The sequence below is a fragment of the Micromonospora sp. NPDC005174 genome (assembly GCF_040608495.1).
Taxonomy (GTDB): domain Bacteria; phylum Actinomycetota; class Actinomycetes; order Mycobacteriales; family Micromonosporaceae; genus Micromonospora.
Genome location: NZ_JBEXIJ010000030.1, coordinates 1 through 24638 on the forward strand (window position 1 = coordinate 1; position 24638 = coordinate 24638).

The window sequence follows — 24638 nt, forward strand, 5'->3', positions numbered from 1 at the left end:
GGTGTCGACGCTGGTGCCGGCGATGTTGGCGACCACGGCCCGGCCGTCGTCGACGGTCTTGACGACGTCGGCGCGCAGCTTGTCGGTCTGGGTGGCGTCGGCGTCGGGCTTGCTGATCTCCACCGAGTGGTAGGCGTCAGCCTTGCCGGTCTCCTTGTTCAACACCGGGGTGATGTCGTTGATGCTGTTGGTACCGGCCTCGGTGGTGCCCATCTCCGTGGCCATGGCGTCCACGCTGATGTTCTTACCCTGCACACTCAGGGCGTTACGGGCAGCGGCCGGACCGCAGTAGTAGAAGTTCGGCTGCGCCTCGTACCGCACACCGAGCTGACGCTCACCGTGACCCCTACGCTCGGTCTGGGTCTGCGACACCGCCTTGGCGGTGCTCTCGGCGGCGAACGCGGTCGTGACGGGACCGGCGACAGCCCCACCGGTGAACGCGAGACCAGCAGCGGTCAGAGCAGTCCTACGAATCAGATCGGTACGCATAACAGCGTGCTCCTCTGCGAAAGTCGGGGGAAAACACGACGACACACGATTCCGGGGGACGTGTCGAAGCGAAAGTTCGTCCGAGACAGGGCCCGGCGACCCAGCAGGGCCTGCACGGGGGCATCTCCGGAGGGTGGTCCAACGGCCTGTGGCGGCGGATCATTCCGCCGCGCCTGAAGGGCTTGCGGACCGGGGCTGGCCGGTGGTGCTCGGCCATGCGGGGGATGTAACGACGCCGACCCGGCGGGTGTTCCCGGCCGCTGCCCTGCGCCGCCAGCCCGACGGGCGCGGCGGCATGCCAGGTATAACGACCCCGCCCGGCCCGCGATTCCGCTGCCAGGGTGCCACCGGTCACGGGATGAAACTTCCCAAATCACCCAAAATGCACCTGGCCAGCCCATGATCGCGCTAGATCCAGGAAAGAGGCCCCTCGGTGTGCGGGCGAGGCCACTACGTCCCGGATCGAGCACGATCATGCCCGACGTCACGTTCCGCGCCGACGTCCCCGACGTGGCGGGTGCGTCGGCTGGGCTCACCCGTGGCCGCTGTCTGTTGACTGGCCACACGGGAGGTTGAGCCGCGGGTGGTCAGGCGGAGTCCGCTGCCTCGCTGGCCTGGGCGTGACGCTCCAGCAGCCGCTGCCGGATCTCCTCCGGCGTGTACGCGCGCCGGCGTCGCTCGGCTCGGGCGATGACCACACCGGACGCTGCCACCCCGGCGAGGCCGGCGAGGCCGAGGATCTTCCACCACCGCATTGGTTGCCGCATCGGCCTAGGCTAGTCCCCCATGAGCATCAGCCTGGATGAGGCCGTCGAGTTGACCCGCACCGGCGACGTGTGGGTGTTCCGGGGTCGTAGCGCGCCGGACCGGGCGATCCAGTTCACCACGAACAGTCCGGTCAACCACGTCGGGATGGCGGTGGTGCTGGACGACATGCCGCCGTTGATGTGGCACGCCGAGCTGGGCAAGTCGCTGCCGGATCTGTGGTCGGGCACGCACCAGCGTGGTGTGCAGCTGCACGACCTGCGGGACGCGGTGTGCGTGTGGGCCAACCGGTACGGTCAGCGGGCCTGGCTGCGGCAGCTCGACCCGCCGGCCGAGGGCGAGATGGAGCGCGCGGTGTTGCGTACCGTGGCGCGGTTGGACGGTACGCCGTTTCCGTCGACCGCCCAGTTGGCGTGGCGGTGGGTGCGCGGTCGGGTGCCGTCGATGCCGGGTCCTGGGCGGGCGGCACTCCGAGCCGTATCGCGGGCCGCCCAGGCGGCCTGGGTCGACCCCGCTGCTTCCGCCGTGTCGGACACCCCCACCTCCGCGGTGGACCCGGCGACTCCGGGCACCGGGGCCGAGCGGGGGACACGTGCCGCTCCGACCAGCGCCGCCGCGCGGGACCGGGCGTTGGAGACGGCGTACTGCGCCGAGGTCGTGGCCGTGACCTACGAGGCGATGGGCCTGCTGCCGGCCGGTAAGCGTCCGAACTGGTACGACCCGGGGCGGTTCTGGAGTGGTGACGACCTGGGGTTGGCCGGTGGCGCCCGGTTGGGTACGGAGATCGAGGTGCGGGTTCCGCCCCGCTGAGGTTTGGCCCACCCGGTGAGCGGCAATTGCTGTCGCCGTGAACGCCTCCACGGATCTCGACACGCTGACCGGTTTCTTCGACCGGTACGGCGCCGCGTTGACCTCGGGCGACCTGCCGTCCCTCGGCGGCTGTTACGCCCTGCCCGGGCTGGTGGTGGCGGACGCGTACAGCTTCTCGTTCACCTCGCTGGCGGCGGTCGCGCTGTCCTTCGTGGGCGCCGCGCCCGACTACCAGGACCGGGAGTTGATCGCCGCGCACGCCCGGATCGAGGACGTGCAGCCGGTCTCCGCGCTGCTGACCCTGGTGTCGGTGGAGTGGGAGTTCCTGGACAGTCAGGGGCGTTCGGTGCCGGGGGAGCGGTACCGCTATCTGCTGCGTACGTCGGCTGAGGGTCCGCTCATCTGCACGGTCGTCCGGACTGCCTGATCGCCCGCGTACCGTCGAGGCGGCCGAGCCGTTTTCCGCGCCAGGGTGGCCGGTCGGTCCGATCCGTACCCGCCCGGTTCCCGGTCGGGCCGGCGCTGGCTACGCTGTCGCGTCGGTGGGACGAGGGGAGACCTGATGGCGGTGGGGCCGGACGGCGCGGGAGGTCCGCGGACGGCGCGGGTCGTGGTGTCGCTGCCGTGGATCGTGGTGCTGGTGGGCGTCTGCGCGCTGGCGGTGCTCTTGGTGGTCGCGCTGCTGTCGTTCCGTACCCGGGAGCGGGACAGCTCGCCGCAGGCGGCGCCGCCGGTGTTCCTACCGACGACGCCGGCCGCGGCGTCGTCTGCGCCGACGCCGGGTGGGTTGGAGCGGCGGACGGCCTCGCCGCGCGCGTCGCGCAGCAGCCGGACGCCGTCGCCGCGTGCCACGACCCGGTCGCCGTCGCCGGCCAAGTCGAGTGCCGGGACGCTGGCGACGGCGGACGACGGTGCGGTGTCGGCTCGTTACCAGGTCGGTACGGACGGTTGGAACGCGACCGACGCCACCTTGGCGGTGACCAACGAGTCGCAGCGGTCGGCGGACTGGCGGGTGGAGTTGGCGTTCGAAGGCGACATGCGCGGCCTGCGGGTGAGTGGTGCGGCGGGAATCTCGGTGTCGGCCCAGGGTGACGGCGGTTTCGTGCTCAGCGGCGGGGCGTCGCTGGGTCCAGGTGACACGGCGACGGTGCGCCTGCGGCTGGGTTGGGACGGCTCCGCGGCGCGTCCGCTGCGGTGCACTGTCAACGGGGTCGACTGCCGGTTCGGCTGACCGGGCGTCGGGTGTGCCGCGCGCGCTTTCAGCGTGAGCCGTCGATCGCTAGGCTGCCCGGACGGCCCGCTGAGGGAGGTACATGTCCGGCTTGCGTCGTGCCCCGCGACCGTCGCACGGTCCGGCGGCCATCGCCTCGTCGCCGTGGATCGTGGTGTTTGCCGGCGTTGTCGTGATGGTGGTCCTGCTCTTCGTGGCCCTGGGCGCGTACCGGGGGCGTAGCCCGGCGCCGGACGACGGGCCGCCACCTGCGGGCCTGCCGTTGCCGCCGGTGCCGGTGTCGCCGTACGAGCTGTCGCCGACGCCGCTGCCGGAGAACTCGGCGCTGCTGCCCGGGTTGTCGCCACGGGCCAGCGGCTCGCCTCCGAGCACGCCGGTGATGTCAAGCCCGCCGGCGGTGAGCCCGACGGGGGCAGCGGCGTCGGCGCGGCCGTCGACCCGGGCCCCGCAGCGGCCACCGGCGGTGAGTGGCCGCTACCGGGTGGTGCAGAGCTTCGACGGGGGTTTCATCGGCGAGGTGTTGGTCGTCAACTCCTCGGGTGTGGACCGTGGCTGGACGGTGCGGTTCGACTTCACCGGTGGTCGACTGGTGACGACCTGGGTGGAGGGGGTGCCACAGGGGACGGTGCGGCAGGTCGACGGCGGCTTCAGCTATGTCAGTGGGGTGGACGTGCCGGCCGGCGGGTCGGTGGCGTTGCGGTTCCACCTGGAGCGGGCGTCCACGACGCCGCGGGGGTGCACGGTCGACGGGGTGCGCTGTAGCGGGTTCTGAGCGGTGCTTCCGCAAGGATGCTGTTCTGTTTCGACTGTGTTTGCAAGGTATTGCAGATCGTTGCGGCAAGGATTAGCGTGCGGCCATCACGATCAGAGGAAGGCCGTCGATGAGACCCCCGTCGATCCCGCGTACCGCCCTGCTCGCGCTCGCCTGCCTGCTCACGTCCACCCTCGTCGGTGCGCCGGTCTCCGCGCGTGCCCTCGACGCCGACCCCCGTGCGTCCAGCGCCGACAGCCTGGCCGAGGCCGGTGCCGTGCAGTGGCGCGACGAGCCCACCGCCGAGGCGCTGCTGGCCGCGGGCACCGACACCGCGCGTGCCGAGCAGTTCTACTTCGTCCTGCCGGACCGGTTCGCCAACGGCGATCGGCGCAACGACACCGGCGCGCTCACCGGTGACCGGCTGCGCACCGGGCTCGATCCGACCGACAAGGGCTTCTACCACGGTGGTGATCTCAAGGGCGTCATCGACAAGCTGTCCTACATCCAGGGTCTGGGTACCACCGCCATCTGGCTCGCCCCGATCTTCAAGAACCGCCCCGTGCAGGGCGAGGGGGACGACGTCTCCGCCGGCTACCACGGCTACTGGATCACCGACTTCACTCAGGTCGACCCGCACTTCGGCACGAACGCCCAGCTCAAGGAGTTGGTCACGCTGGCGCACCGGCGGGGCATCAAGGTCTATCTCGACGTCGTGGTCAACCACACCGCCGACGTCATCAGGTACGCCGAGGACCGCTACGCGTACGTGGACAAGGCCACCTCGCCGTACACGGACGCGCAGGGGCGGGCCTTCGAGGACCGCAACTACGCCGACGGCAGCCGTGACTTCCCGAGGGTCGACAGCACCGCCGGCCCGTACACGCCGGTCTTTCCGGAGCCGGGCGACGCCACCGTGAAGGTGCCGGCCTGGCTCAACGACCCGAGCATGTACCACAACCGGGGCGACTCGACCTTCGCCGGTGAGAACAGCGAGTACGGCGACTTCTTCGGCCTCGACGACCTGTGGACCGAGCGGCCCGCGGTGGTCCAGGGCATGACCAGGGCGTACGGCGACTGGATCGGCGCGACAGGCGTCGACGGGTTCCGGCTGGACACCGTCAAGCACGTCGACATGGACTTCTGGCCGCAGTTCACCCGGGGCGTCGAGCGCGCCGCCGAGAAGGCCGGCAAGAAGGACTTCTTCCTGTTCGGCGAGGTGTACAGCGCCGATCCGGAGGTCACGTCGAGGTACGTGCGGCGCGGCGGCCTGCCGGCCACCATCGACTTCCCGTTCCAGGAGGCCGCGCGGGGCTACACGGCGGGCGCCGGCTCGGCGAAGGCGCTTGCCGACGTGTACGCCCGCGACGACCTCTACGCCGCCCGGGACACCGACGCGGGTCGGCTGCCCACCTTCCTCGGCAACCACGACATGGGTCGGATCGGCTCGTTCATCGCCGGCGGCGGCACCGATCCCGCCAGTCACCTGCGCCGCGATCAGCTCGCCCACCAGCTCATGTTCCTGACCCGCGGCCAGCCGGTGGTCTACTCCGGCGACGAGCAGGGCTTCACCGGCCCCGGCGGGGACAAGGACGCCCGGCAGGACATGTTCGCGTCGAAGGTTCCCGACTACCTCGACGACGACCTGCTCGGCACCGACCGCACCCACGCCAGCGACCAGTTCGACACCGCCCACCCGCTGTACCGGACGATCGCCGAGTTGGGCCGGCTCCGCCAGGCGCACCCCGCGCTGCGCGACGGCATCCAGGTCACCCGGTACGCCGCCGACGGTCCCGGCGTGTTCGCCGCCTCCCGGATCGCGCCCGGGGACCGCACCGAGTACATCGCTGCGGTGAACAACGCCGAGACCCCGCAGACTGTCACCGTGGACACCTGGTCGGCCGGCGCCACCTTCACCGGCATCTACGGCTCCTCGGCCGGTGCGAAGGCCGCCGGCGACGGGAAGCTGACGCTGACCGTGCCACCGCTGTCGGCGGCCGTGTACCGCGCGGGCACCGCCGTCGCCCGGCCGACCGGCACGCCGACCATCAGCCTCACCACGCCCGCGCCGGACGCGTCGGTGGCCACCCGCGCCGCGGTCACCGCGCAGGTGACCGGCGACCCGCTGGCCACCGTCACCGTGGCCGCGCGGGTCGGCGGCGGCCGGTGGACGCTGCTGGGCAGCGCCGACCACGCGCCGTACACCGTGCACCACGACCTGGACGGGCTGGCCGGCGGCACCCGGATCGAGTACCGGGCGGTGGTCCGCGACGGCCGGGGCCGCACCGCCACGGCCCGGTCCGTCGCCGTCGTCGGCACGCCCGAGCTGGGCGGGTCCCGGGAGTGGGCGGTCGTGCACTACCAGCGTCCGGCCGGGGGGTACGACGACTGGGGGCTGTACGCCTGGGGTGACATCGACCCGGCGTACGTCACGGAGTGGCCCGAGGGGCAACCGTTCGCCGGGGAGGACTCCTACGGCCGGTTCGCCTGGGTGAAGCTCAAGCCCGGTGCGAAGTCCGTGGGCTTCGTGGTGGTCGACTCCGGTGGCACCAAGGACGTCGCCCAGGACCGCAGCATCGACGTGACGGCCACCGGTGAGGTCTGGCTCAAACAGGGCGACCCGGCGATCTACCCGAGCCGGCAGGCGGCCACCGGTCAACCGGACCCGCCGGTCGAGGAGGGCACCGCTGTCCTCCACTACCGCCGGGCCGACGGCAACTACGACGGGTGGGGCCTGCACGTGTGGGACGGCGCGGCGAGCCCGACCGAGTGGGCCACCCCGCTCGCGCCGACGTCCATCGACGCGTACGGCGCGGTGTTCCGGGTGCCGCTGACGGCCGGGGCCACCGGGTTGAACTACATCATCCACCGGGGCGACACCAAGGATCTCCCCGACGACCAGCGGCTCGACGTCGCCAGCGCCGGCCGTGAGGTGTGGCTGCTCGCCGCCACCCCGGGGCGGCTGCTCCCGTCGACCGCGACCAGCGCAGGCGGGGACACCGACATCGGCAGGCAGCGGGCCCACTGGATCGACCGGTCGACGATCGCCTGGCAGACCCCACCGACCGACGGCCGGGTGTACGCCCTGGTGGCCGCCCCGGCCGGCGGGGTGAGCGTCGTCGACGGCGAGCTGTCCGGGACGTACACCAGTCTGCCGTTGCGCGCGCAGCGCAACGGGCTCACGGAGGCCCAGCGCGCGGCGTTCCCGCACCTGTGGTCCCATCGGGCCTTCACGCTCGACCGGGGTGACCTGGCGAAGGTGCCGGCGGCGCTGCGCGGGCAGGTGCTGGTCACCGAGCGCGACGCCCAGGGAAAGCTGCTCGCCGCGACCGGCGTGCAGATCCCCGGCGCGCTCGACGACGTGTACTCGCGGGCCACCCGGGTCACGCTCGGCCCGACCTACGCCGGGCGGACGCCGAGCCTCGCGCTCTGGGCGCCGACCGCCCGAACCGTGGCGCTGCAACTGTTCGACTCGCCCACGGCCGTGCCGACGACGGTGCCGATGCGCCGCGACGACCGCACCGGGGTCTGGTCGGTACGCGGCAACCACGCCTGGACGGGGAAGTACTACCGCTACCAGGTGCAGGCGTGGCAGCCGGCGGCGCAGCGGATGGTCACCGCGTCGGTCACCGACCCGTACTCGGTGGCCCTCGCCCCGGACTCCACGCACAGCCAGCTCGTCGACCTGGACGACCCGGCGCTGGCTCCGCCGGGGTGGCGCACGCTGCGCAAGCCGGCCGCCGTGCCGGCGTCGAAGGCGCAGATCTCCGAGCTGTCGGTGCGGGACTTCTCCATCGCCGACGACACCGTGCCGGCGCAGCGGCGGGGCACCTTCCTGGCGTTCACCGACCCGGGAACCGCCGGCATGACGCACCTGCGCGCGCTCGGCGACGCGGGGGTGACCCACCTGCACCTGCTGCCGGCGTTCGACTTCGCCACGATCCCCGAGAAGCGGACCGACCAGCGCGAGCCGGCCTGCGACCTGGCGGCGCTCCCGCCGGACTCCGAGGCGCAGCAGGCGTGCGTCGCGGCGGTCGCCGAAACCGACGGTTACAACTGGGGGTACGACCCGCTGCACTACAGCGTGCCGGAGGGCGGGTACGCCGTCGACCCGGTCGGCGCGGCGCGGACCACCGAGTTCCGCCGCATGGTCGCCGGGGTGAACGACGCCGGCCTGCGGGTGGTCATGGACGTGGTCTACAACCACACCGCGGCGGCCGGCGTCGATGCCAAGTCGGTGCTCGACCAGATCGTGCCCGGCTACTACCACCGGCTGCTCGACGACGGCACGGTGGCCGACTCCACCTGCTGCGCCAACACCGCCCCCGAGCACGCGATGATGGGCAAGCTGGTCGTCGACTCGCTGGTCACCTGGGCCCGGCAGTACCGGGTTGACGGCTTCCGGTTCGACCTGATGGGTCACCACCCGAAGGCCAACATCCTGGCCGTCCGAGCCGCGCTGGATCGGTTGACCGTCGCCCGCGACGGCGTGGACGGCAAGGCGATCATGCTCTACGGCGAGGGTTGGAACTTCGGCGAAGTCGCCAACGACGCCCGGTTCGTGCAGGCCACCCAGGCGAACATGGCCGGTACCGGCATCGGCACGTTCAACGACCGGCTGCGCGACGCCGTGCGCGGCGGCGGGCCGTTCGACGCCAACCCCCGCGTGCAGGGCTTCGCCTCCGGGCTCTACACCGACCCGAACGGCGACCCGGTGAACGGGTCGGCGACGGCGCAGAAGGAACGGCTTCTGCACGCCCACGACCTGGTCAAGGTGGGTCTCACCGGCAATTTGCGGGACTACCGGTTCACCGACACCTCGGGCCGCACGGTCACCGGGGCGCAGGTGGACTACAACGGTTCCCCGGCCGGCTACACCGCCGCGCCGGGCGAGGCCGTCACCTACGTCGACGCGCACGACAACGAGATCCTGTACGACGCGCTGGCGTACAAGCTGCCGCAGGCCACCAGCGCGGCGGACCGTGCCCGGATGCAGGTGCTCGCGCTGAGCACGGTGGTGCTGGGGCAGGGCACCGGGTTCGTCACCGCCGGGACGGAACGGCTGCGGTCGAAGTCGTTGGACCGCAACTCGTTCAACTCCGGTGACTGGTTCAACCAGATCCGCTGGGGCTGTGAGCGGGGCAACGGGTTCGGTGTCGGCCTGCCGCCGGCGCAGGACAACCAGGACAAGTGGCCGTACGCCAAGCCGTTGCTAGCGGACCCGGCCCTGGTGCCCGACTGCGCGGCGATCGACACCACCGACGCCCGGTACGCCGAGTTGCTGCGCATCCGCGCGTCCTCGCCGGTGTTCGGCCTCGGCACCGCCGAGCAGGTGCAGCAGCGGGTGGCGTTCCCGCTCTCCGGCGAGTCGGAGACCCCCGGCGTGCTGACCATGACCCTGGATGCCCGCGGCCTGGGCGGGGCGTGGACGTCGCTGAGCGTGGTCTTCAACGGCACCCCGGGAACGACGACGCAGACCCTGACCGGTCTGCGAGGTGCGGACGTGGCGCTGCATCCGGTCCTGGTGCACTCGGCCGACCCGGCGCTGCGGACGGCGTCGTTCGACCGGGCGACCGGTGCCTTCACGGTGCCGGCGCGCAGCGTGGGGGTGTTCGTCCAGAGGTGAACGGGGACCGGCCCCCTCCCGCGTCGCGCGGAAGGGGGCCGGTCCTTGTTGGTGCGTGGTGCGTGGTGCGTGGCGCTGGTGCTCAGGCGAAGCAGTTCTCGATGGTGCCGCCCGGGATGGCCAGGCAGTTCGTCGGGCGGTTGGCGGTGATGGCGGACTTGTCGTCCACGTTCACCTGACCGAAGAAGGTGAACACACCGCCCGGCGCGAAGGTCGAGAAGTTGTTGGCGACCTTCGTCTTCGACAGGTTGACCTCGCCGAAGATGTTGAAGATGCCGCCGCCGACCCCGATCGGGCCGATGGCCCGGTTACCGACGACCTCGGTGTCCCGCAGCGTGAGGACGCTGCCGGCGTTGAAGACCCCGCCGCCGAAGAAGCCGGCGGTGTTCTCCTTGATCCAGCTGTCCTCGACGGTCACCGCGCTGTCGAAGGCGATGGCGAGACCGCCACCGACCCCGGCGGTGCTGTTCTTCGCCACCGTCACCTTGTGCAGGTTGAGCTGGCTGTCCGCCGCCGCCAGACCACCACCGGCGAGGACCGCCGTGTTCGAGGTGATCTCGGTGTCGTACGCGGTGGTGTTGCCCTCGATGTCGAGGTAGCCGCCGCCGAAGCCCAGCGTCTCGTTGTCGCTGATCACGGTCTTCTTGAGCTCGACCGTGCCGCCGTCGACGTCCTCGGTGAAGATCTCCGCGGCGCCGTTGGAGATGCCGCCGCCACCGATGATGGCGGTGTTGTCCTTGATCTTCGATTCCTCGACCTTGAGCAGGCCGGCGTTGAACACACCGCCACCGAAGAAGAAGGCGGTGTTGCTCGCGACGGTGCTGTGCCAGATCTTCGCGGTGCCGAAGTTGGCCACACCGCCGCCGTTGCCGCCGGACTGGTTGAGGACGACCTCGGACTCGATGATCTCGGCGGTGCCGCCCGGCTGGACCAGGATGCCCGCGCCGTCGGTGTCACCCGGCTCCTCGACGAGCGGCGTGACGACGCCCGGCGCCGCCTTCGTGGTGGCCTTCGGCGTCACCTTGGGTGCGGCCTTCAGGCCGGCCTTCGGGTTCGCCTGACGCGCGGTGAGGGCCTGGTCCAGCGGAACACCGGCCTTCACCTGCGCCGCGATCGCCTCGGAGTCCGAGTAGGACGCCCAGACGGCCGCCGGCTCGACGGCGTTCAACGTTTCGAGGGTCTGACCGCCCTTGATGGTCAGGCCCTTGAGGGTCAGGTGCCCACCGCTGCCGACGTTGAGGATGCGGAAGTAGTCGGCCGTGGCCTCCCGGGCGATCGTGGTGTGCTCGCCCTTCAGGGTGATGCGCTCGGTGATGACCGGCAGACCGTTGCCCTGGTAGTCGTTGCGGCTCAGGTTGTAGGTGCAGCCCTTGGCCAGTTCCAGCACACCACCGTGCTTGTTGTTGGCGAACACGATCGCCTGGATCAGCTTGTCGGTGTCGCAGGGCACCTCCTTCCCACGCTCGTGGTCCTTGTCCCGGTCCTTGTCCTTGTCCTTGTCCCGGTCCTTGTCCCGGTCGCGACCCTCGTCACCGTGCTGGTCGCCGTCCTTGCTGACCTGCGCGGTGTTCCAGTTCAGGCCGACCGCCCCGGCGCTGCCCGCGACGCCCACCGCCGCGATGCTGATCACGCCCGTCAGACCCGCCACGCCGCTGGCGAGCCAGAGCTTGCGGCGGCGCTTGGCCGTCGCCCGCCCGGAGGCTTCGTTGTTCGTTAGGTAGTTGGACATCGGAGCTCTCTGCCCTCTCCTCGTACCAGACAGGGTCGCCGCCCTCAGACGGTCGTCCCCTGCTACAAATCGGTTGTAGCTCCCAAAAACACCGTATGAGAATGTTCCTCGCCTCGCGGCGGTATCCGAAACAACCCCACATTCGGTTCATGTTGGGCAGGCGATGGCCTGGAGGCCCCGGCCGGGCACGCGGCCCCCAGCCGGGTCGTCATGCCCCTGACCAGGCGAAATGGGTACGCCCCTCCGTGCCGTGACCGGCTCGGAGGGGCGCGCCCTCTATGTGGTTCAGCCCCACCCGATCAGGCGAAGCAGTCCCGAACGTTGAAACAGTTGGTCGGGCGGTTGGCAGTGACCGCAGACTCGTCGTCCAGCAGGACCGTGCCGCCGAGATTGTTGAAGATGCCCCCCGGCTCGAGGGTGGCGAAGTTGTGCGCCACCCTCGTCCGGTAGAGCCTGACCTCGCTCCCCTCGGCGTTGAGGATGCCGCCGCCGCGGGCGAACGGGCCGATGGCCCGGTTGCCGACGACCTCGCTGTCGCGCAGCGTCGTGCGGCTCTCGTCGTTGAAGAGGCCTGCGCCGCTGGACCCTGCGGTGTTGTCCGCGATGGCGGTGTCCTCGATCGTCGCGGTGCTGTCGGCGACGACCGCCACACCACCACCCTCGCGACCGGCGCTGTTCCTGGCCACCGTGGCGTTCTTGAGGGTGAGCTGACCGTCGGCCACGCCAACGCCGCCGCCGTCCAGGACCGCCGTGTTGTCGGTGACCTTCGTGTCGTGCAGGGTCGTGGTGCCCCCGACGTCCAGGACGCCGCCACCGACACCGAGCGTCTCGTTCTCGGTGATCTCGCTCCTGTAGACCCAGACCGCACCGCCGTCGATGCTCTCGGTGACGATCGAGGCCGCGCCGTTGGCGATACCGCCGCCACCGACGATCCCCGTGTTGTCCGTGACCTTCGACTCGTCGACCTGGAGCACGCCGGTGTTGAAGATGCCGCCGCCGTAGAAGAACGCGGTGTTGTGCGCCACGGTGCTCTTGCTGAGCCGCGCCGAACCGAAGTTCGCCAAGCCGCCGCCGTTGCCGCCGGACTGGTTGTAGAGCAACTCGCTGTCCAGGATCTCGGCCCGGCCCCCGGGCTGTACGAGCACGCCGGCACCGTCGTTGAACCCGGGCTCCTCCACCAGTGGCACGACCGCCGCGCCCGCCGCCGTCGACGTACCGGCCGTCGGGGCCTTGGTGATCGCCGCCGTCGTGGCTGCCGCTGCCGGCTTGGCCGCCTTGCTTGCTCCCGGCTTGGCGGCTGCTGCCGTTGCCGGCTTGGCCTTCGCTGGCTTGGCCTTCGCTGCCTTGGCTGTCGCTGCCGTGGCTGTCGCCGGCTTCGCTGCCGTCGTCGCCGGCTTCGCTGCCGTTGGGGTGGCCGCCTTGGCTGCCTTCGGTGGGGCCGCCTTGGTTGCTGCCGCAGGCTTCGCGGCTGGTGCCGCGGTCGGTGTGGCGGCACTACCCGGGGCGGCGGCGTCTGTCGCCGTGGTGGTCCGGACCGAGGCCGAGTACGGCCCCCAGACCGTGGCCGGCGCCACCGTCACCGGCTGTTGGATGGTCTGCCCACCTCTGATGCTCAGGCCCTTGAGGGTGAGGTTCCCGCCCGGACCCACGTTCAGGATGCGGAAGTAGTCGGCGGTGGCCGCGCGGCCGATGACCGTGTGCTCACCCTTGAGCGTGATGGGCTCGGTGATCACCGGGAGGCCGTTGCCGTCCTGGTTCCGGGTCAGGGTGTAGGTGCAGCCCTTCGCCAGTTCCAGGACGCCGCCGTCGCCGCTGTTGGCGAAGGTGATCGCCTGGATCAGCTTGTCCGAGTCGCAGGGCACCTGCCGGGCGCGGTCCTTCTCCTCGTGCTTGTCGTCCTTACCGCCACGATCATCGAAGCCGCTCCAGTCGTCGCCGCTCCAGTCGTCGTCGCCGCTCTCCTTGCCGTCGTCGGCGTTCCCACCGCCAGCGTCGCTGACGTTCTGCCGGTTCGTCGACGGCTGCGCGTCGGACACCCGGTCGGAGGTGGGCTTGTCATCCCGTGCGGCCACACCTCCGAGGGCGGCCAACCCCACCACTCCGGTCAAACCGGCGACGCCGGCGACCCACAGGGCCCGTCGTCGTCGTGTCGGCGGAGCCGTCGAGGCCCCGCCGTCGGTACTCGTTACGTCGTTGGACATCAGAGCCTTCCGCCCTTCCTGCTACCAGACGGGGTCGCACCGCCCGCAGCGCCACGACCAGCTACAAATGGGTTGTAGCCTCTGATGCCCACCGTATGAGAACTATCTTCGCGAGGAAGATGTATCCGAAAAAACCCCGCATATGCCTCAGGTTAGGGCACGCGCCCGCTAACGGACCGGGTCGGCAGGAAGAGATGTAGGCAGCCCAAACGGCCACCCGAGGCGCGCCTGGGTGGCCGGGCGAGGGGCGCTCGTCGTCGCATGATCCACACCGCTGCGCCGATGTCGCTGTATCCGGGCGGCTGGATACCGCAAGGTCGGCGATCTGGCGGTGGACAGACGTGCCACGGGCGGCCGGAAATGGGGCCGGGCCGGACGCCAGAGCGTCCGGCCCGAGCCAGGGTGTCGCGCGCGGGTCAGGCGGGCAGGCGGGGGCCGGCCTCGCGCTGCTCGGCCAGCCAGGTCTCCACGTCGTCGGAGGTGCGTGGCAGGCCCGCCGACAGGTTCACCGCGCCGGTCGCCGTGACCAGCACGTCGTCCTCGATCCGGATGCCAATGCCGCGTAGCTCCGCCGGGACCAGCTCGTCCTCGGGTTGGAAGTAGAGCCCCGGCTCGACGGTGAGCACGTAGCCCTCGCCCAGGGCGCCGTCGCGGTACGTCTCCTTACGGGCGTTCGAGCAGTCGTGCACGTCGATGCCGAGCATGTGACCGAAGCCGTGCAGCGTCCAGCGCCGGTAGACCGAGGACTTCTCGTCCATGGCCTCGTCCACGCTCACCGGCAGCAGGCCCAGCTCGGCCAGGCCCTCGGCAAGCACCCGCATGCAGGTCAGGTGGACGTCCCTGAACTTCACGCCCGGGCGGATGGCGTCGATGCCGGCCTGCTGCGAGGCGTACACGATGTCGTAGACCTGGCGTTGCAGGGCGGTGAACCGGCCGTTCACCGGCAGCACCCGGGTCACGTCGGCGGTGTAGAGGTTGCGCCCCTCGACCCCCATGTCCATCAGCAGCAGGTCACCCGGACGGGTGGCGCCGTGGTTGTGCACCCAGTGCAGGATCGTGGCGTGCTCGCCGGCGCCGACGATCGAGCCGTACCCCACGTCGTTGCCGTCGTGGCGGGCGCGCAGGGCGAAGATGCCCTCCAGCAGCCGCTCGGAGACGGCCCGGTCGGCCGGCAGGACGCGGGCCACGTCTTCGAAGCCGCGCACGGTGGCGTCGATCGCGTCCTGGAGCTGGGCGATTTCCCACTCGTCCTTGACCAGCTTCAGCTCCGAGAGGGCGATGGCCAGCTCCCGGTCGCGGGCCGGCTGGCCCTCGTCGCGGGGTCCGTCGTAGGACCGCACGGCCGCGTCCACCTGGGCGTCGAAACCGCGCAACACCCGGGTACGCGCCGGCGCCAGGTCGGCCAGCGCCGCCTCCAGGCCGGTCAGGTCGGCGGCGGGCAGGTCCAGCTCGGTGGACTTCTCGCCGAGGGTGTGTCGCCGGCCCACCCACAGCTCACCGTGTCGGCTGCGGAAGAACTCGTCGGTCTCCCGCGACGAGCGGGGCCGCATGTACAGCGTCGCGTCGTGCCCCGAGCCGTTCGGGCGCAGCACGAGCACGCTGTCCGGGTCGTGGTCACCGGTCAGGTAGGCGAAGTCGCTGCCCGGCCGGAACGGGTAGGTGGTGTCGTTGGCGCGGACCTTCTCGCCACCGGTCGGGATGACAAGCGTCTCGCCCGGGAAGGCGGCGGAGAGCGCGGCGCGCCGCTTGGCGTAGTTGGGGACCTCGGGACGGGGCGCGACGGGGAGTTCGGTGTCGCGCCAGCCCTGCCGCATGAACGACAGGAACGCCTCCGGGAAGTCCGGATCGTGCGATTCCGTGCCGTCTGTCGGCGTACCGTCGGTGCGTTCCTCGGTCATGGGGCCGCTCCCTTCCGCTCGTGGCTGGTCCCGACGGTACCGCGCGCCCGGTTCGCGGTGGTGGCGGCCGGGAGCGGCCCGGAACGACGGACGGCTGCGACGGGCCGACAGACCGCGTGGAAAGATGACCACCATGTGCGGACTCCTGGCCTTCTTCAGCGCGAACGGCAATGCCGCCGCGCACCGCGACCACATCGCCGGAGCATTGGAATGCCTGCACCACCGCGGCCCCGACGAGACAGGGGTCGAGGTGGTCGGCGACGCGTCCGGCCGGTACGCGGACGGAGTGTTCGCCCACAAGCGGCTCGCCATCATCGACGTCGCGTCGAGCCACGAGCCGCTGCCCTACGCGAACGGCCGTTACCTGCTGACCTTCAACGGTGAGATCTACAACTACATCGAGCTGCGCGACGAGCTGATCCGGGACTTCGGGGCGCAGTTCGCGACCGCCGGTGACGGCGAGGTGATCGTCGCCGGCTACCACTACTGGGGCGAGCAGGTGCTCACCCGGCTGCGCGGCATGTTCGCCTTCGTCATCTGGGACCGGCAGGAACGGCGGGCGTTCGGCGGCCGCGACTACTTCGGCATCAAGCCGCTGCACTATCTGGAGACCGCCGACGGCCTCTACCTGGCGTCGGAGAAGAAGGCGCTGCTGCCGTTCGCGCACAGCAACTACCAGGGCGACGCGGGCGTCGACGCGGCCAACCTGAGCCACTACCTGACCCTGCAGTACGTGCCGGAGCCCGGCACGCTGCACAAGGGCATCAGCCGTATCGGCTCGGGGGAGTACCTGACCTGGACCCCGGGCGGGCGGATCGACGTGCGGCGGTGGTACCGGCCGGTGTTCCGGCCCGCGCCGGTCGACGACGAGCAGAAGCTCTACCACGAGATCCGGGAGACGCTGCGCGAGAGCGTGCGCATGCACATGCGCTCCGACGTGCCGGTCGGCTCGTTCCTGTCCAGCGGCATCGACTCGACAGCGGTGGTCGCGCTGGCCCGCGAGTTCAACCCGAACATCCTGACGTTCACCGTCGGCTACGACGTCCCGGGCTACTCCGAGATCGACGTCGCCCAGGACTCGGCGCGGCACCTGGACGTCACCACCATTCCCACCAAGATCGGTCCGCAGGACATGATCGACGCGCTACCGAAGATCGTCTGGCATCTGGACGACCCGGTGGCGGACCCGGCGCTGGTGCCGCTGTACTTCGTGGCGAAGAAGGCCGCCGAGCACGTCACGGTGGTGCTCTCCGGCGAGGGCGCGGACGAGTTCTTCGGCGGTTACACGATCTACCGGGAGCCGCTGTCGCTGGGCAGCGTCAACGGTCTGCCCGGCGGTGTGCAGAAGGGGCTGCGCGCGGTCTCCAAGGCGATTCCGCAGGGCGTCAAGGGCAAGAGCTTCCTGGAGCGCGGCACCACCCCGATCGAGGAGCGTTACTACGGCAACGCCCGGATGTTCACCGAGGAGGAGAAGCAGCACCTGATGCGCCGCTACGACCCCTCGGTGCGCTACACGGACGTCACCGCCCCGATCTACGCCGAGTGCACCGAGCTCGACGACGTCACCAAGATGCAGTACGTCGACCTCTACACCTGGCTGCGCGGCGACATCCTGGTCAAGGCCGACCGGATCTCGATGTCGCACTCGCTGGAGGTGCGGGTGCCGTTCCTCGACCGGGAGGTCTTCGACGTCGCGGCGAAGATTCCGGTCGATTTGAAGCTGCCGCCGCGCTCCGACGCCACCAAGTACGCGATGCGCCAGGCGTTGCAGGGCGTCGTCCCGCCGGCGATCGTCAACCGCAAGAAGCTGGGCTTCCCGACCCCCACCCGGGTCTGGCTGCGCGGCGAGATGTACGAGTGGGCCCGGCACGTGCTGAGCACCTCCGGCGCGGGTGACCTGCTCGACCTGTCGTACGCGCTGCGGCTGCTCGACGAGCACAAGCGGGAGGAGGCCGACCACTCCCGCAAGGTGTGGACGGTGCTGATCTTCTGCATCTGGCACGCCATCTTCGTGGCCAAGACGCTCGACCCGGGCATCCAGCGCAACCAGTCGGCCCTGCTGACGAAGCCGGTGGTCGGCTCCATGGTCCGCTGACCCACGGACCCCACCCTGTCGATCAAGAGGTTTGCGTCATCGGAAGCGCTCCGGATGACGCAAACCTCTTGATCATTTCAGGGCACCTCAGCGACGGGCGCAGGTGACCGTCGGGAGGCTGTTCGTTCCCGTGCTGCTGGCCAGGAAGCCGAACGACGTCGTGCCTTCCGGCGCGACCGTGCCGTTGTACTGGACGTTCGTCGCGGTCACCGAGGCGCCGGACGTCGTCTGGGTGGCATTCCAGACCTGGTTGATCACTTGTCCGCTGGGCCAGGTCCAGCTCGCGGTCCAGCCGGAGAACGGCGTGCTGCCGTGGTTCATGATCGTGACTTCGCCCTGGAATCCGCCCTGCCAGGTGCTGGTCACCTTGTAGACGGCCATGCAGTCACCGCTGGACGGCGGAGGCGTGGTCGGCGGCGGGGTGGTCGGCGGCGGCGTGGTGGGCGGGGGAGTCGTCGGCGGCGGGGTGGTCGGCGGCGGGGTGGTCGGCGGAGGCGTGGTGGGCGGCGGGGTGGTCGGGTTCGACCCGCCCGGACCCACACCGGTCACCTGACCGCTACCACCGTCGAACGTCACGTCGGAGCAGCCGAAGAAGTTCTCCTGCGAGTCCGAACGCACCCAGCGGGAGTAGATGATGTGCCGGCCGCTCTTGCCCGACGGCAGGTTGCCGCTGAAGTAGTAGTGACCGTCGTTGGTGCCGACCGCGCCGCGCTGCGGCGGGTTGGTCACCGTCAGGAACGGCTCCTCCAGGTCACTCCAGGCCAGCGCGCGGGTGGGGCTCCAGCTGTCCTTCGTCACGTAGAAGTAGAAGGTGCCCGGGTGGTGCGCCCAGTTGCTGTACTTGAAGTCCAACCGCGCGCCGGACGTCAGGTGGGTCAGCGGCCAGTCGGTGCGGGCCAGGTCGTAGCCCCGGTAGCCGGTGTTGCCACCGCTGCACAGCTGACCGTCCGGAATGAAGCCGGTGGTACGGCCACCGGCGTCGGAGCGCAGCACGCTGAACCAGTTGTAGAGCGAGTTCGTGCCGCTCTGCGCCACGGCGGCGGCACAGGCCGGGTTGTTCGGCCTGATCTCGCCGGTCTGGCTCATGCCGTCCTGCCAGCAGAGGTAGGTGCGGCTGCCCGGCGTCATCGCCGCGCCGTGCGCGGCCGCCGGTTGTGGACTGGACGCCAGGGCTACGGCGCCCAGCGCAAAGGTCAGGGCCGCGGTGAGCACTGCGGCCGTACGGGAACGGTTCACGGGTTCTCCTGACTCGGGAGGCGTGCCGCCTGGGCCGCCCCGCCGCAAGCGGATACGACGATCACCCTGGCGCGCCCCGGCAGAAGATCGGCCGGGGGACACGCGCCATCGACGGTCCTGTCCTGGACCGGTGCCCTCGCGTCTAACCAACCCGGCAACCGGTGGCGCGGCAGCCCTCGCACCGCCCGGTACGCGTCATCCCACCACGCCGCCCGTCGCCGGCGCAATAGTCGGTCCTCGATGTGTCAATCGCGGCGGGCACCCATGCCGGGCTTGTCCGTCCTCCGATCGGCCCCGCCCGTTCTCTCCTATAGTGATGGTCTGCCTTCCTACGGCGACGACGGCCGTCCGAGCAGACGAAGGAGGCGGCAGCGCGTGCCCGACGTGTTCGACGAGCTGCACCGCCGCTGCCGGGCCGGCGAGTCGGTCGCCCTGGCCACCGTGGTCGCCACCTGGCGATCCGCGCCGCAGCCGCCCGGGGCCGCCATGCTCGTCGCTGCCGACGGGTCGGTCACCGGCAGCGTCTCCGGCGGCTGCGTCGAGGCGGACCTCTACGAGCGGGCCCGCCACGTGCTCGACACCGGCGTACCGGAGTTGGTCCACTACGGCGTCAGCGACGACGAGGCGTACGCGGTGGGCCTGACCTGCGGCGGCATGCTGGACGTGTTCGTCCAACGGTTCGACGACGACGCCCTGGCGCAGCTCGACGTGGTCGCCGCCGCGCGGCAGGCCGGCGAACCGGCCGCGGTCGTCACCTGCGTGGCCGCCGACGCGGGAGATACCGCGGCGTCGGCCGATCCGGCGGGGCGGCTGGGCCGTCGGCTGGTGTTGACCGCAGGGCAGGTGACGGGCTCGCTCGGCGACGACCGGCTGGACGACGCCGCGGTCGACGACGCGCGCGGGCTGCTCGCCGCCGGGCACAGCGGCGTCCTGCGGTACGGCTACCAGGGGCAGCGCCGGGGCAGCGGCCTGAGCCTGTTCGTGGCCGCGTACGCGACCCCGCCCCGGATGATCGTCTTCGGGGCGATCGACTTCGCGGCGGCGGTGGCCCGCATCGGCGCGTTCCTCGGTTACCGGGTGACCGTCTGCGACGCCCGGCCCGTCTTCGCCACCGGCCGGCGCTTCCCGGAGGCGCACGAGGTGGTGGTGCAGTGGCCGCACCGTTACCTGCGGGACGAGGTCGACGCCGGCCGGGTCGACCGGCGCACCGTCGTCTGCGTGCTCACCCACGATCCGAAGTTCGACGTGCCGCTGCTGGAGCTGGCCCTGCGCCAACCGCTGGCGTACGTCGGCGCGATGGGCTCGCGGCGCACCCACGACGAGCGGCACAAGCTGCTCCGCGAGGCGGGGCTCGCCCCCGAGCAACTCGACCGGCTCGCCTCGCCGATCGGGCTGGACCTCGGTGGTCGTACCCCCGAGGAGACCGCGGTCAGCGTGGCGGCGCAGATCGTCGCCGCCCGCGGGGGCGGCAGCGGACGCCCCCTGGCCGCGCTCGACGGACCGATCCACCACCCGGGCTGAGCGCGGCCCGGGCCTTCGCCGCTCGCCGGGCCGCGCGCTGTGCCAGCCTGGTTGCAGACGGCCGTCGCGGCCGCGGACGACGAGGGGAACTCCGATGGGGTACGCGCTGGTGCTCGGCGAGGCGCTCGTCGACCTGCTCGACAGCGAACTCGACGGGGAACGGGTCTACCGGCAGGCCATCGGTGGTGGCCCGCTCAACGTCGCCGTCGGGGTGACCCGCCTCGGCGGGGCGGCGCAGTTCGTCGGCTCGCTCGGCGACGACGCGCTGGGCGGGCGGATCCGCGGCTTCCTGACCGAGGTCGGGGTGGGCCTGGCCGGGGCGGTCACGGTGCCCGTGCCGACCACGCTCGCGGTGGTGACGTACGCGGGCCCGGAACCGGACTTCCGCTTCTACGGCGAGCCACCCTCGTACGGGCTGCTCGGCCCGGACGACCTGGACCTGGCGCTGACCGAGGGCGCCGACGTGCTCTACTGCGGCTCGATCGTGCTGCTCGAGCCGGGCACGCTGGCCGCCGCCCGCAGGGCCTGGTCACTCGCCACGGGTCTGCGGGTCCTCGACCCGAACGTCCGCCCGCGACTGCTCGACGGGCCGGCCGCGCTGGACGGGCTGCGACGGGTGGTGGCGGAGTTCGCCGCGGGAGCGCACCTGGTCAAGCTGAGCAGCGCCGATGCCGGGCTGCTGTATCCGGGTGAGCCGGTCGAGGGGGTGGCCGCGTACCTGCGGGAGCTGGGGGCCTCCACGGTGGTCGTGACGCTCGGCGCGGCCGGCGCGGTGCTGGCCGCCGCCGAGGCCGACCCCGTGCGGGTGCCGGCCCCGAAGGTCGACGCCGTCGACGCCACCGGCGCCGGTGACTCGGTCATGGCCGCGTTGATCGCCGGCCTGCTGCGCGACGGCGAGCCGGCCGACCCGGCCGGCTGGGTGGACTCGGTGGCGTTCGCGCTGCGGGTCGCCGGCCTGGTCTGCGAGTCGCCGGGCGGGGCCACCGCCATGCCCACGCGCGCCGACGTCGAGCGCCGCTTCGGCGTCTGAGGAGCGGTGACGACTGGTTGACGGCCACGTTATGTGAACGTTAACATCGGCGTCTGCCTATTTCCAGCGTGTTATCCGGGAGGCTCCGATGAGACTCGTCCTGGTACCACCGGCATTCCGCCGCCTCGCCGCCATCCTCGTCGTCGTCCTGGTGGCCGCAATCGGCGTGGCAGCCAGTCCGCCGGAGCGGGCGCTCGCCTGGGACAACGAGACAGCCAGCACCCCGCCGATGGGGTGGAACAGCTACGACTCGTTCAACTGGAGCGTCACCGAGGCCGACGTACGGGCCAACGCCGACTACATGGCCACCAACCTGCGCCAGGTCGGCTGGCAGTACGTGGTGATCGACTGGGCCTGGTACTACCCCGGGCGACACAACAACAGCCCCAACCAGGACTCGAACCTGCAACCCCGGCTCGGCATGGACGGCAACGGGCGGCTGCTGCCCGACACCACCCGGTTCCCCTCCGCGGCGGGCGGCAACGGGTTCAAGCCCCTGGCCGACTACATCCACGCGCAGGGACTGAAGGTCGGCGTCCACCTGATGCGGGGCATCCCCCGCCAGGCGGTCGCCGACAACGTCCCGATCCTCGGCACCACCTGCCGCGCCAACCAGATCAACAACAGCACCACGGCGGCCTGGCTCAACCTCATGTGGGGCCTCAACATGTCCAACCCCTGCGCGCAGAGCTACCTGGACTCGGTGTTCCAACTGCTGGCGTCCTGGGGGATCGACTTCGTCAAGGTGGACGACATCGCCGCCCCGACCTATCGCCAGGCGGAGATCGAGGGCTACAAGCTGGCCATCCAGCACAGCGGCCGTCCCATGGTGCTGAGCCTGTCGCCGGGCGCGACCCCGCTGGCCAGTGGGGGCCACGTCCAGGCCAACGCGCACATGTGGCGGATCGTCAACGACCTGTGGGACAACTGGTCGTCCGTCGACGCCCTCTTCGACCAACTCCGCAACTGGACCCCGTACCGCGCCACCGGCGCGTGGCCCGACCCGGACATGATCCCCATCGGCCGCCTCTCCAAGTACGGGCCGGTCGGATCGCCGCGCTACTCCAACCTGAGCGCGGACGAGCAGCGCACCCTGATGACGCTCTGGGCGATCAACCGGGCGCCGCTGATGTGGGGCGGCAACCTGGTGGAGAACCGCGCCTCGGATCTGGCGTTGATGACGAACGCCGCAGTCCTGGCCGTCGACCAGAACAGCGCGAACAACCGTCAGCTCTCCGGCGGCACGCGGCAGGTATGGACCGCCGACGTGCCGGGCAGCACCGACCGCTACGTCGCCCTGTTCAACCGCGAGAGCAGCGCGGCGAACGTCTCGGTCAACCTGGCCGACCTCGGAATCGGATCGGCCACCGTGACCGACCTGTGGTCCGGCGCGTCCCTCGGCACGGTCAACGGCACGCTCACCCGCTCCCTGCCGGCCCACGGTGCCGGGCTGTACCGGCTGACCCCGGGCACCACGGTGCCGGTGCCGTCCGCGTACACCCTCACCGCCCAGCACAGCGGGAAGCTGCTGGACGTCTCCAACAACGCGACGAACGACGGCGCCGACATCGTGCAGTGGGCCGCGAACGGGCAGCCCAACCAGCGGTGGCGGTTCCAGGACGCCGGCGGCGGCTACCAGACGGTGATCAGCGCGCACAGCGGCAAGTGCCTGGACGTGTACGGCGGCGCGAGCGCCACCGGCGACGGCGTCCGCGTGACCCAGTGGACCTGCAACGGCGGCACCAACCAGCAGTGGCGCGTGCAGGACCCAGGCACGGGCGCGGTACAGCTCATCGCCAGGCACAGCAACAAGTGCCTGACCATCCTCAACGCCGCCACCACCGACGGCGCCCGCGCCGTCCAGTCCACCTGCACCACCGGCACGAACCAACAGTGGCGCCGCACGGGGGTCTAGCTCCGCCCTCTCCTTCGCGCCGATCTTGCACTTCCTGTTGACAATATGTCCCTTATCCGGGGCTATGTCGCCGCAGGAAGTGCAAGATCGGCGGGGGTTGGGCGCTCAGCTTTCGCCGTTGAGCTCCCGGTAGCCGCGGCGGGCGGCGATCAGGGCCGCTCGGGCACCGAAGGGCGCCTCGGCGGCCACCCGCTCCGGGTGCGCGTCGCCGGTGTGCGCGGCCCGGATCAGCCAGGCCAGCCGCACCAGCTCCGCGTGCTGGGCGCGCACGAAATCGACGTCCACCGGATCGCCGTGACCCGGCACGACGACCGTGCGCGCGGTCGTCAGCCGCAGCAGGTCCGCGACCGCGTCCGGCCACTGCAGGGGGTACGAGTCCTCGAAGGCGGGCGGACCACTCTGCTCCACCAGGTCGCCGGCGACGAGCACATCGGCGTCGGGCACGTGCACCACCAGATCGGCGTCGGTGTGCCCACGTCCAGGGTGCCGCAGCACCACCCGTCGAGAACCCAGGTCGAGCGTCGTCTCGGTGTGCACCGTGTGCGTCGGGGCCAGCAGCGGAGTGTCCGCCAGATCGGCGGCCAGCTCCGGGTGCTCCGCGCGCACCTCCTCGTACGCCTCCCGGCGCAGCCGCTCCGGCTCGTCGCGCAGGGCGGCGGCGGCCCGCTCGTGCGCGTACACCGGGCGTGGTGGGTCGCCGGCCAGGATGGCGTTGCCGAAGCAGTGGTCGTAGTGGTGGTGCGTGTTGACGAGGGTCAGCGGACGGTCGGTGACCGCCCGGACGGCCTCGGCCAGCTCGGCGGCCTGCCCGGCCGAGGAGAGCGTGTCCACCAGCAGCGCCCCGTCGTCGCCGACGACGAGCGTGACGTTGACCCGCAGCAGGGGCTCGTCCCGCACGTACACCCGGTCGGCGACCTCGACGAACCCGGCGCTCACGACGACCGCCCGGCCCGGTCGACGAAGCGTTGCCGGTCCACCAGGAGGCGGTCCACCCGGCCCCGCGCGACCGTCTGGTCGCCGTCGGCGACGGTCACCTCGAACGACAACCGTCGACCGTCGACCGTCGCGAGCAGCGCCTGCGCCCGTACCGTGCGGCCCACCACCGTCGGCGCGAGATGCTCCAACTCGACCCGGATGCCCACTGTCGTCGACCCGGGCGGCATCGCGCTGGCCGTGGCCGCGACGGTGGCGGCCTCCGCGAGCGCGAGCGCCCGGGGTGTGCCCAGCACCGGTACGTCCCCCGAACCGACCGCCTGGGCGGTGTCCGCGTCGGTGACGATCAGCTCGACCTGGGCGGTCAGACCCGGCGCGAAGGCCGGCTCGGGCTGCTCCTGCATGGTC

Annotated in this window: 17 protein-coding genes; 9 read left to right on the forward strand and 8 right to left on the reverse strand. The window is 71.2% G+C overall.

What is annotated here, in order from left to right:
* Nucleotides 1–489, reverse strand: a 489-nt coding sequence (locus ABZU91_RS26150; RefSeq protein ID WP_355245614.1) for a C39 family peptidase, incomplete at its 3' end; no start/stop codon positions are given.
* A gap of 587 nt (nt 490–1076) precedes the next feature.
* Nucleotides 1077–1256: a hypothetical protein gene (locus ABZU91_RS26155; protein WP_355245807.1), complete on the reverse strand. Its 180-nt coding sequence runs from the start codon at nt 1254–1256 to the stop codon at nt 1077–1079.
* Nucleotides 1257–1275: 19 nt separating this feature from the next.
* Here ABZU91_RS26155 and ABZU91_RS26160 point away from each other — a divergent pair, with 19 nt between their 5' ends.
* The 5 genes from ABZU91_RS26160 (at nt 1276) to pulA (ending at nt 9672) form a co-directional block, all read left to right on the forward strand.
* Nucleotides 1276–2064: a hypothetical protein gene (locus ABZU91_RS26160; protein ID WP_355245617.1), complete on the forward strand. Its 789-nt coding sequence runs from the start codon at nt 1276–1278 to the stop codon at nt 2062–2064.
* A 37-nt stretch (nt 2065–2101) separates the two neighbouring features.
* Nucleotides 2102–2491, forward strand: coding sequence for a hypothetical protein (locus ABZU91_RS26165; RefSeq protein WP_355245620.1), 390 nt, complete (start codon nt 2102–2104; stop codon nt 2489–2491).
* 135 nt (nt 2492–2626) lie between these two features.
* On the forward strand, nt 2627–3295 hold the full coding sequence (locus tag ABZU91_RS26170) for a hypothetical protein (protein ID WP_355245622.1): 669 nt from the start codon (nt 2627–2629) through the stop codon (nt 3293–3295).
* An 82-nt stretch (nt 3296–3377) separates the two neighbouring features.
* Nucleotides 3378–4067, forward strand: coding sequence for a cellulose binding domain-containing protein (locus ABZU91_RS26175; protein WP_355245625.1), 690 nt, complete (start codon nt 3378–3380; stop codon nt 4065–4067).
* Nucleotides 4068–4176: 109 nt separating this feature from the next.
* Nucleotides 4177–9672 (forward strand): pullulanase-type alpha-1,6-glucosidase, encoded by a 5496-nt coding sequence (gene pulA / locus ABZU91_RS26180; RefSeq protein WP_355245628.1) that lies wholly within the window; start codon nt 4177–4179, stop codon nt 9670–9672.
* An 82-nt stretch (nt 9673–9754) separates the two neighbouring features.
* Here the strand turns inward: pulA and ABZU91_RS26185 are convergent, their stop codons facing one another.
* From ABZU91_RS26185 to ABZU91_RS26195, 3 genes are all read right to left on the reverse strand, one after another.
* Nucleotides 9755–11401, reverse strand: coding sequence for a hypothetical protein (locus ABZU91_RS26185; protein WP_355245631.1), 1647 nt, complete (start codon nt 11399–11401; stop codon nt 9755–9757).
* 299 nt (nt 11402–11700) lie between these two features.
* Nucleotides 11701–13602 carry a hypothetical protein gene (locus tag ABZU91_RS26190; protein WP_355245634.1) on the reverse strand — a complete coding sequence of 634 codons (1902 nt, stop codon included), beginning with the start codon at nt 13600–13602 and terminating at the stop codon, nt 11701–11703.
* A 416-nt stretch (nt 13603–14018) separates the two neighbouring features.
* Entirely contained in the window at nt 14019–15500 is a 1482-nt protein-coding gene (locus ABZU91_RS26195; RefSeq protein ID WP_355245637.1) for an aminopeptidase P family protein, read from the reverse strand.
* A 133-nt stretch (nt 15501–15633) separates the two neighbouring features.
* Here ABZU91_RS26195 and asnB point away from each other — a divergent pair, with 133 nt between their 5' ends.
* The gene (gene asnB / locus ABZU91_RS26200; RefSeq protein ID WP_355245640.1) at nt 15634–17595 is read left to right on the forward strand and encodes an asparagine synthase (glutamine-hydrolyzing); all 1962 of its coding nucleotides are present in this window, start codon (nt 15634–15636) and stop codon (nt 17593–17595) included.
* An 87-nt stretch (nt 17596–17682) separates the two neighbouring features.
* On the opposite strand, the gene ABZU91_RS26205 is transcribed toward asnB, so the two are convergent.
* Nucleotides 17683–18831 (reverse strand): lytic polysaccharide monooxygenase, encoded by a 1149-nt coding sequence (locus tag ABZU91_RS26205; protein WP_355245642.1) that lies wholly within the window; start codon nt 18829–18831, stop codon nt 17683–17685.
* Nucleotides 18832–19206: 375 nt separating this feature from the next.
* On the opposite strand from ABZU91_RS26205, the gene ABZU91_RS26210 reads away from it, so the two are divergent.
* The 3 genes from ABZU91_RS26210 to ABZU91_RS26220 all read left to right on the forward strand — a co-directional run bounded on the left by ABZU91_RS26210 (nt 19207) and on the right by ABZU91_RS26220 (nt 23297).
* Nucleotides 19207–20352, forward strand: coding sequence for an XdhC/CoxI family protein (locus tag ABZU91_RS26210; RefSeq protein ID WP_355245645.1), 1146 nt, complete (start codon nt 19207–19209; stop codon nt 20350–20352).
* A 94-nt stretch (nt 20353–20446) separates the two neighbouring features.
* Nucleotides 20447–21382, forward strand: coding sequence for a PfkB family carbohydrate kinase (locus ABZU91_RS26215; RefSeq protein WP_355245648.1), 936 nt, complete (start codon nt 20447–20449; stop codon nt 21380–21382).
* An 88-nt stretch (nt 21383–21470) separates the two neighbouring features.
* On the forward strand, nt 21471–23297 hold the full coding sequence (locus tag ABZU91_RS26220) for an alpha-galactosidase (protein ID WP_355245650.1): 1827 nt from the start codon (nt 21471–21473) through the stop codon (nt 23295–23297).
* Between the two features lie 105 nt (nt 23298–23402).
* Here ABZU91_RS26220 and ABZU91_RS26225 read toward each other — a convergent pair whose 3' ends face one another.
* Together ABZU91_RS26225 and ABZU91_RS26230 are read right to left on the reverse strand one after the other, a co-directional pair.
* Nucleotides 23403–24233, reverse strand: a complete 831-nt coding sequence (locus tag ABZU91_RS26225) for an MBL fold metallo-hydrolase (protein ID WP_355245653.1) — start codon at nt 24231–24233, stop codon at nt 23403–23405.
* Nucleotides 24230–24634, reverse strand: a complete 405-nt coding sequence (locus ABZU91_RS26230) for a hotdog domain-containing protein (protein ID WP_355245656.1) — start codon at nt 24632–24634, stop codon at nt 24230–24232. Before ABZU91_RS26230 ends, ABZU91_RS26225 begins: the two co-directional genes overlap by 4 nt.
* Nucleotides 24635–24638: the final 4 nt, after the last annotated feature.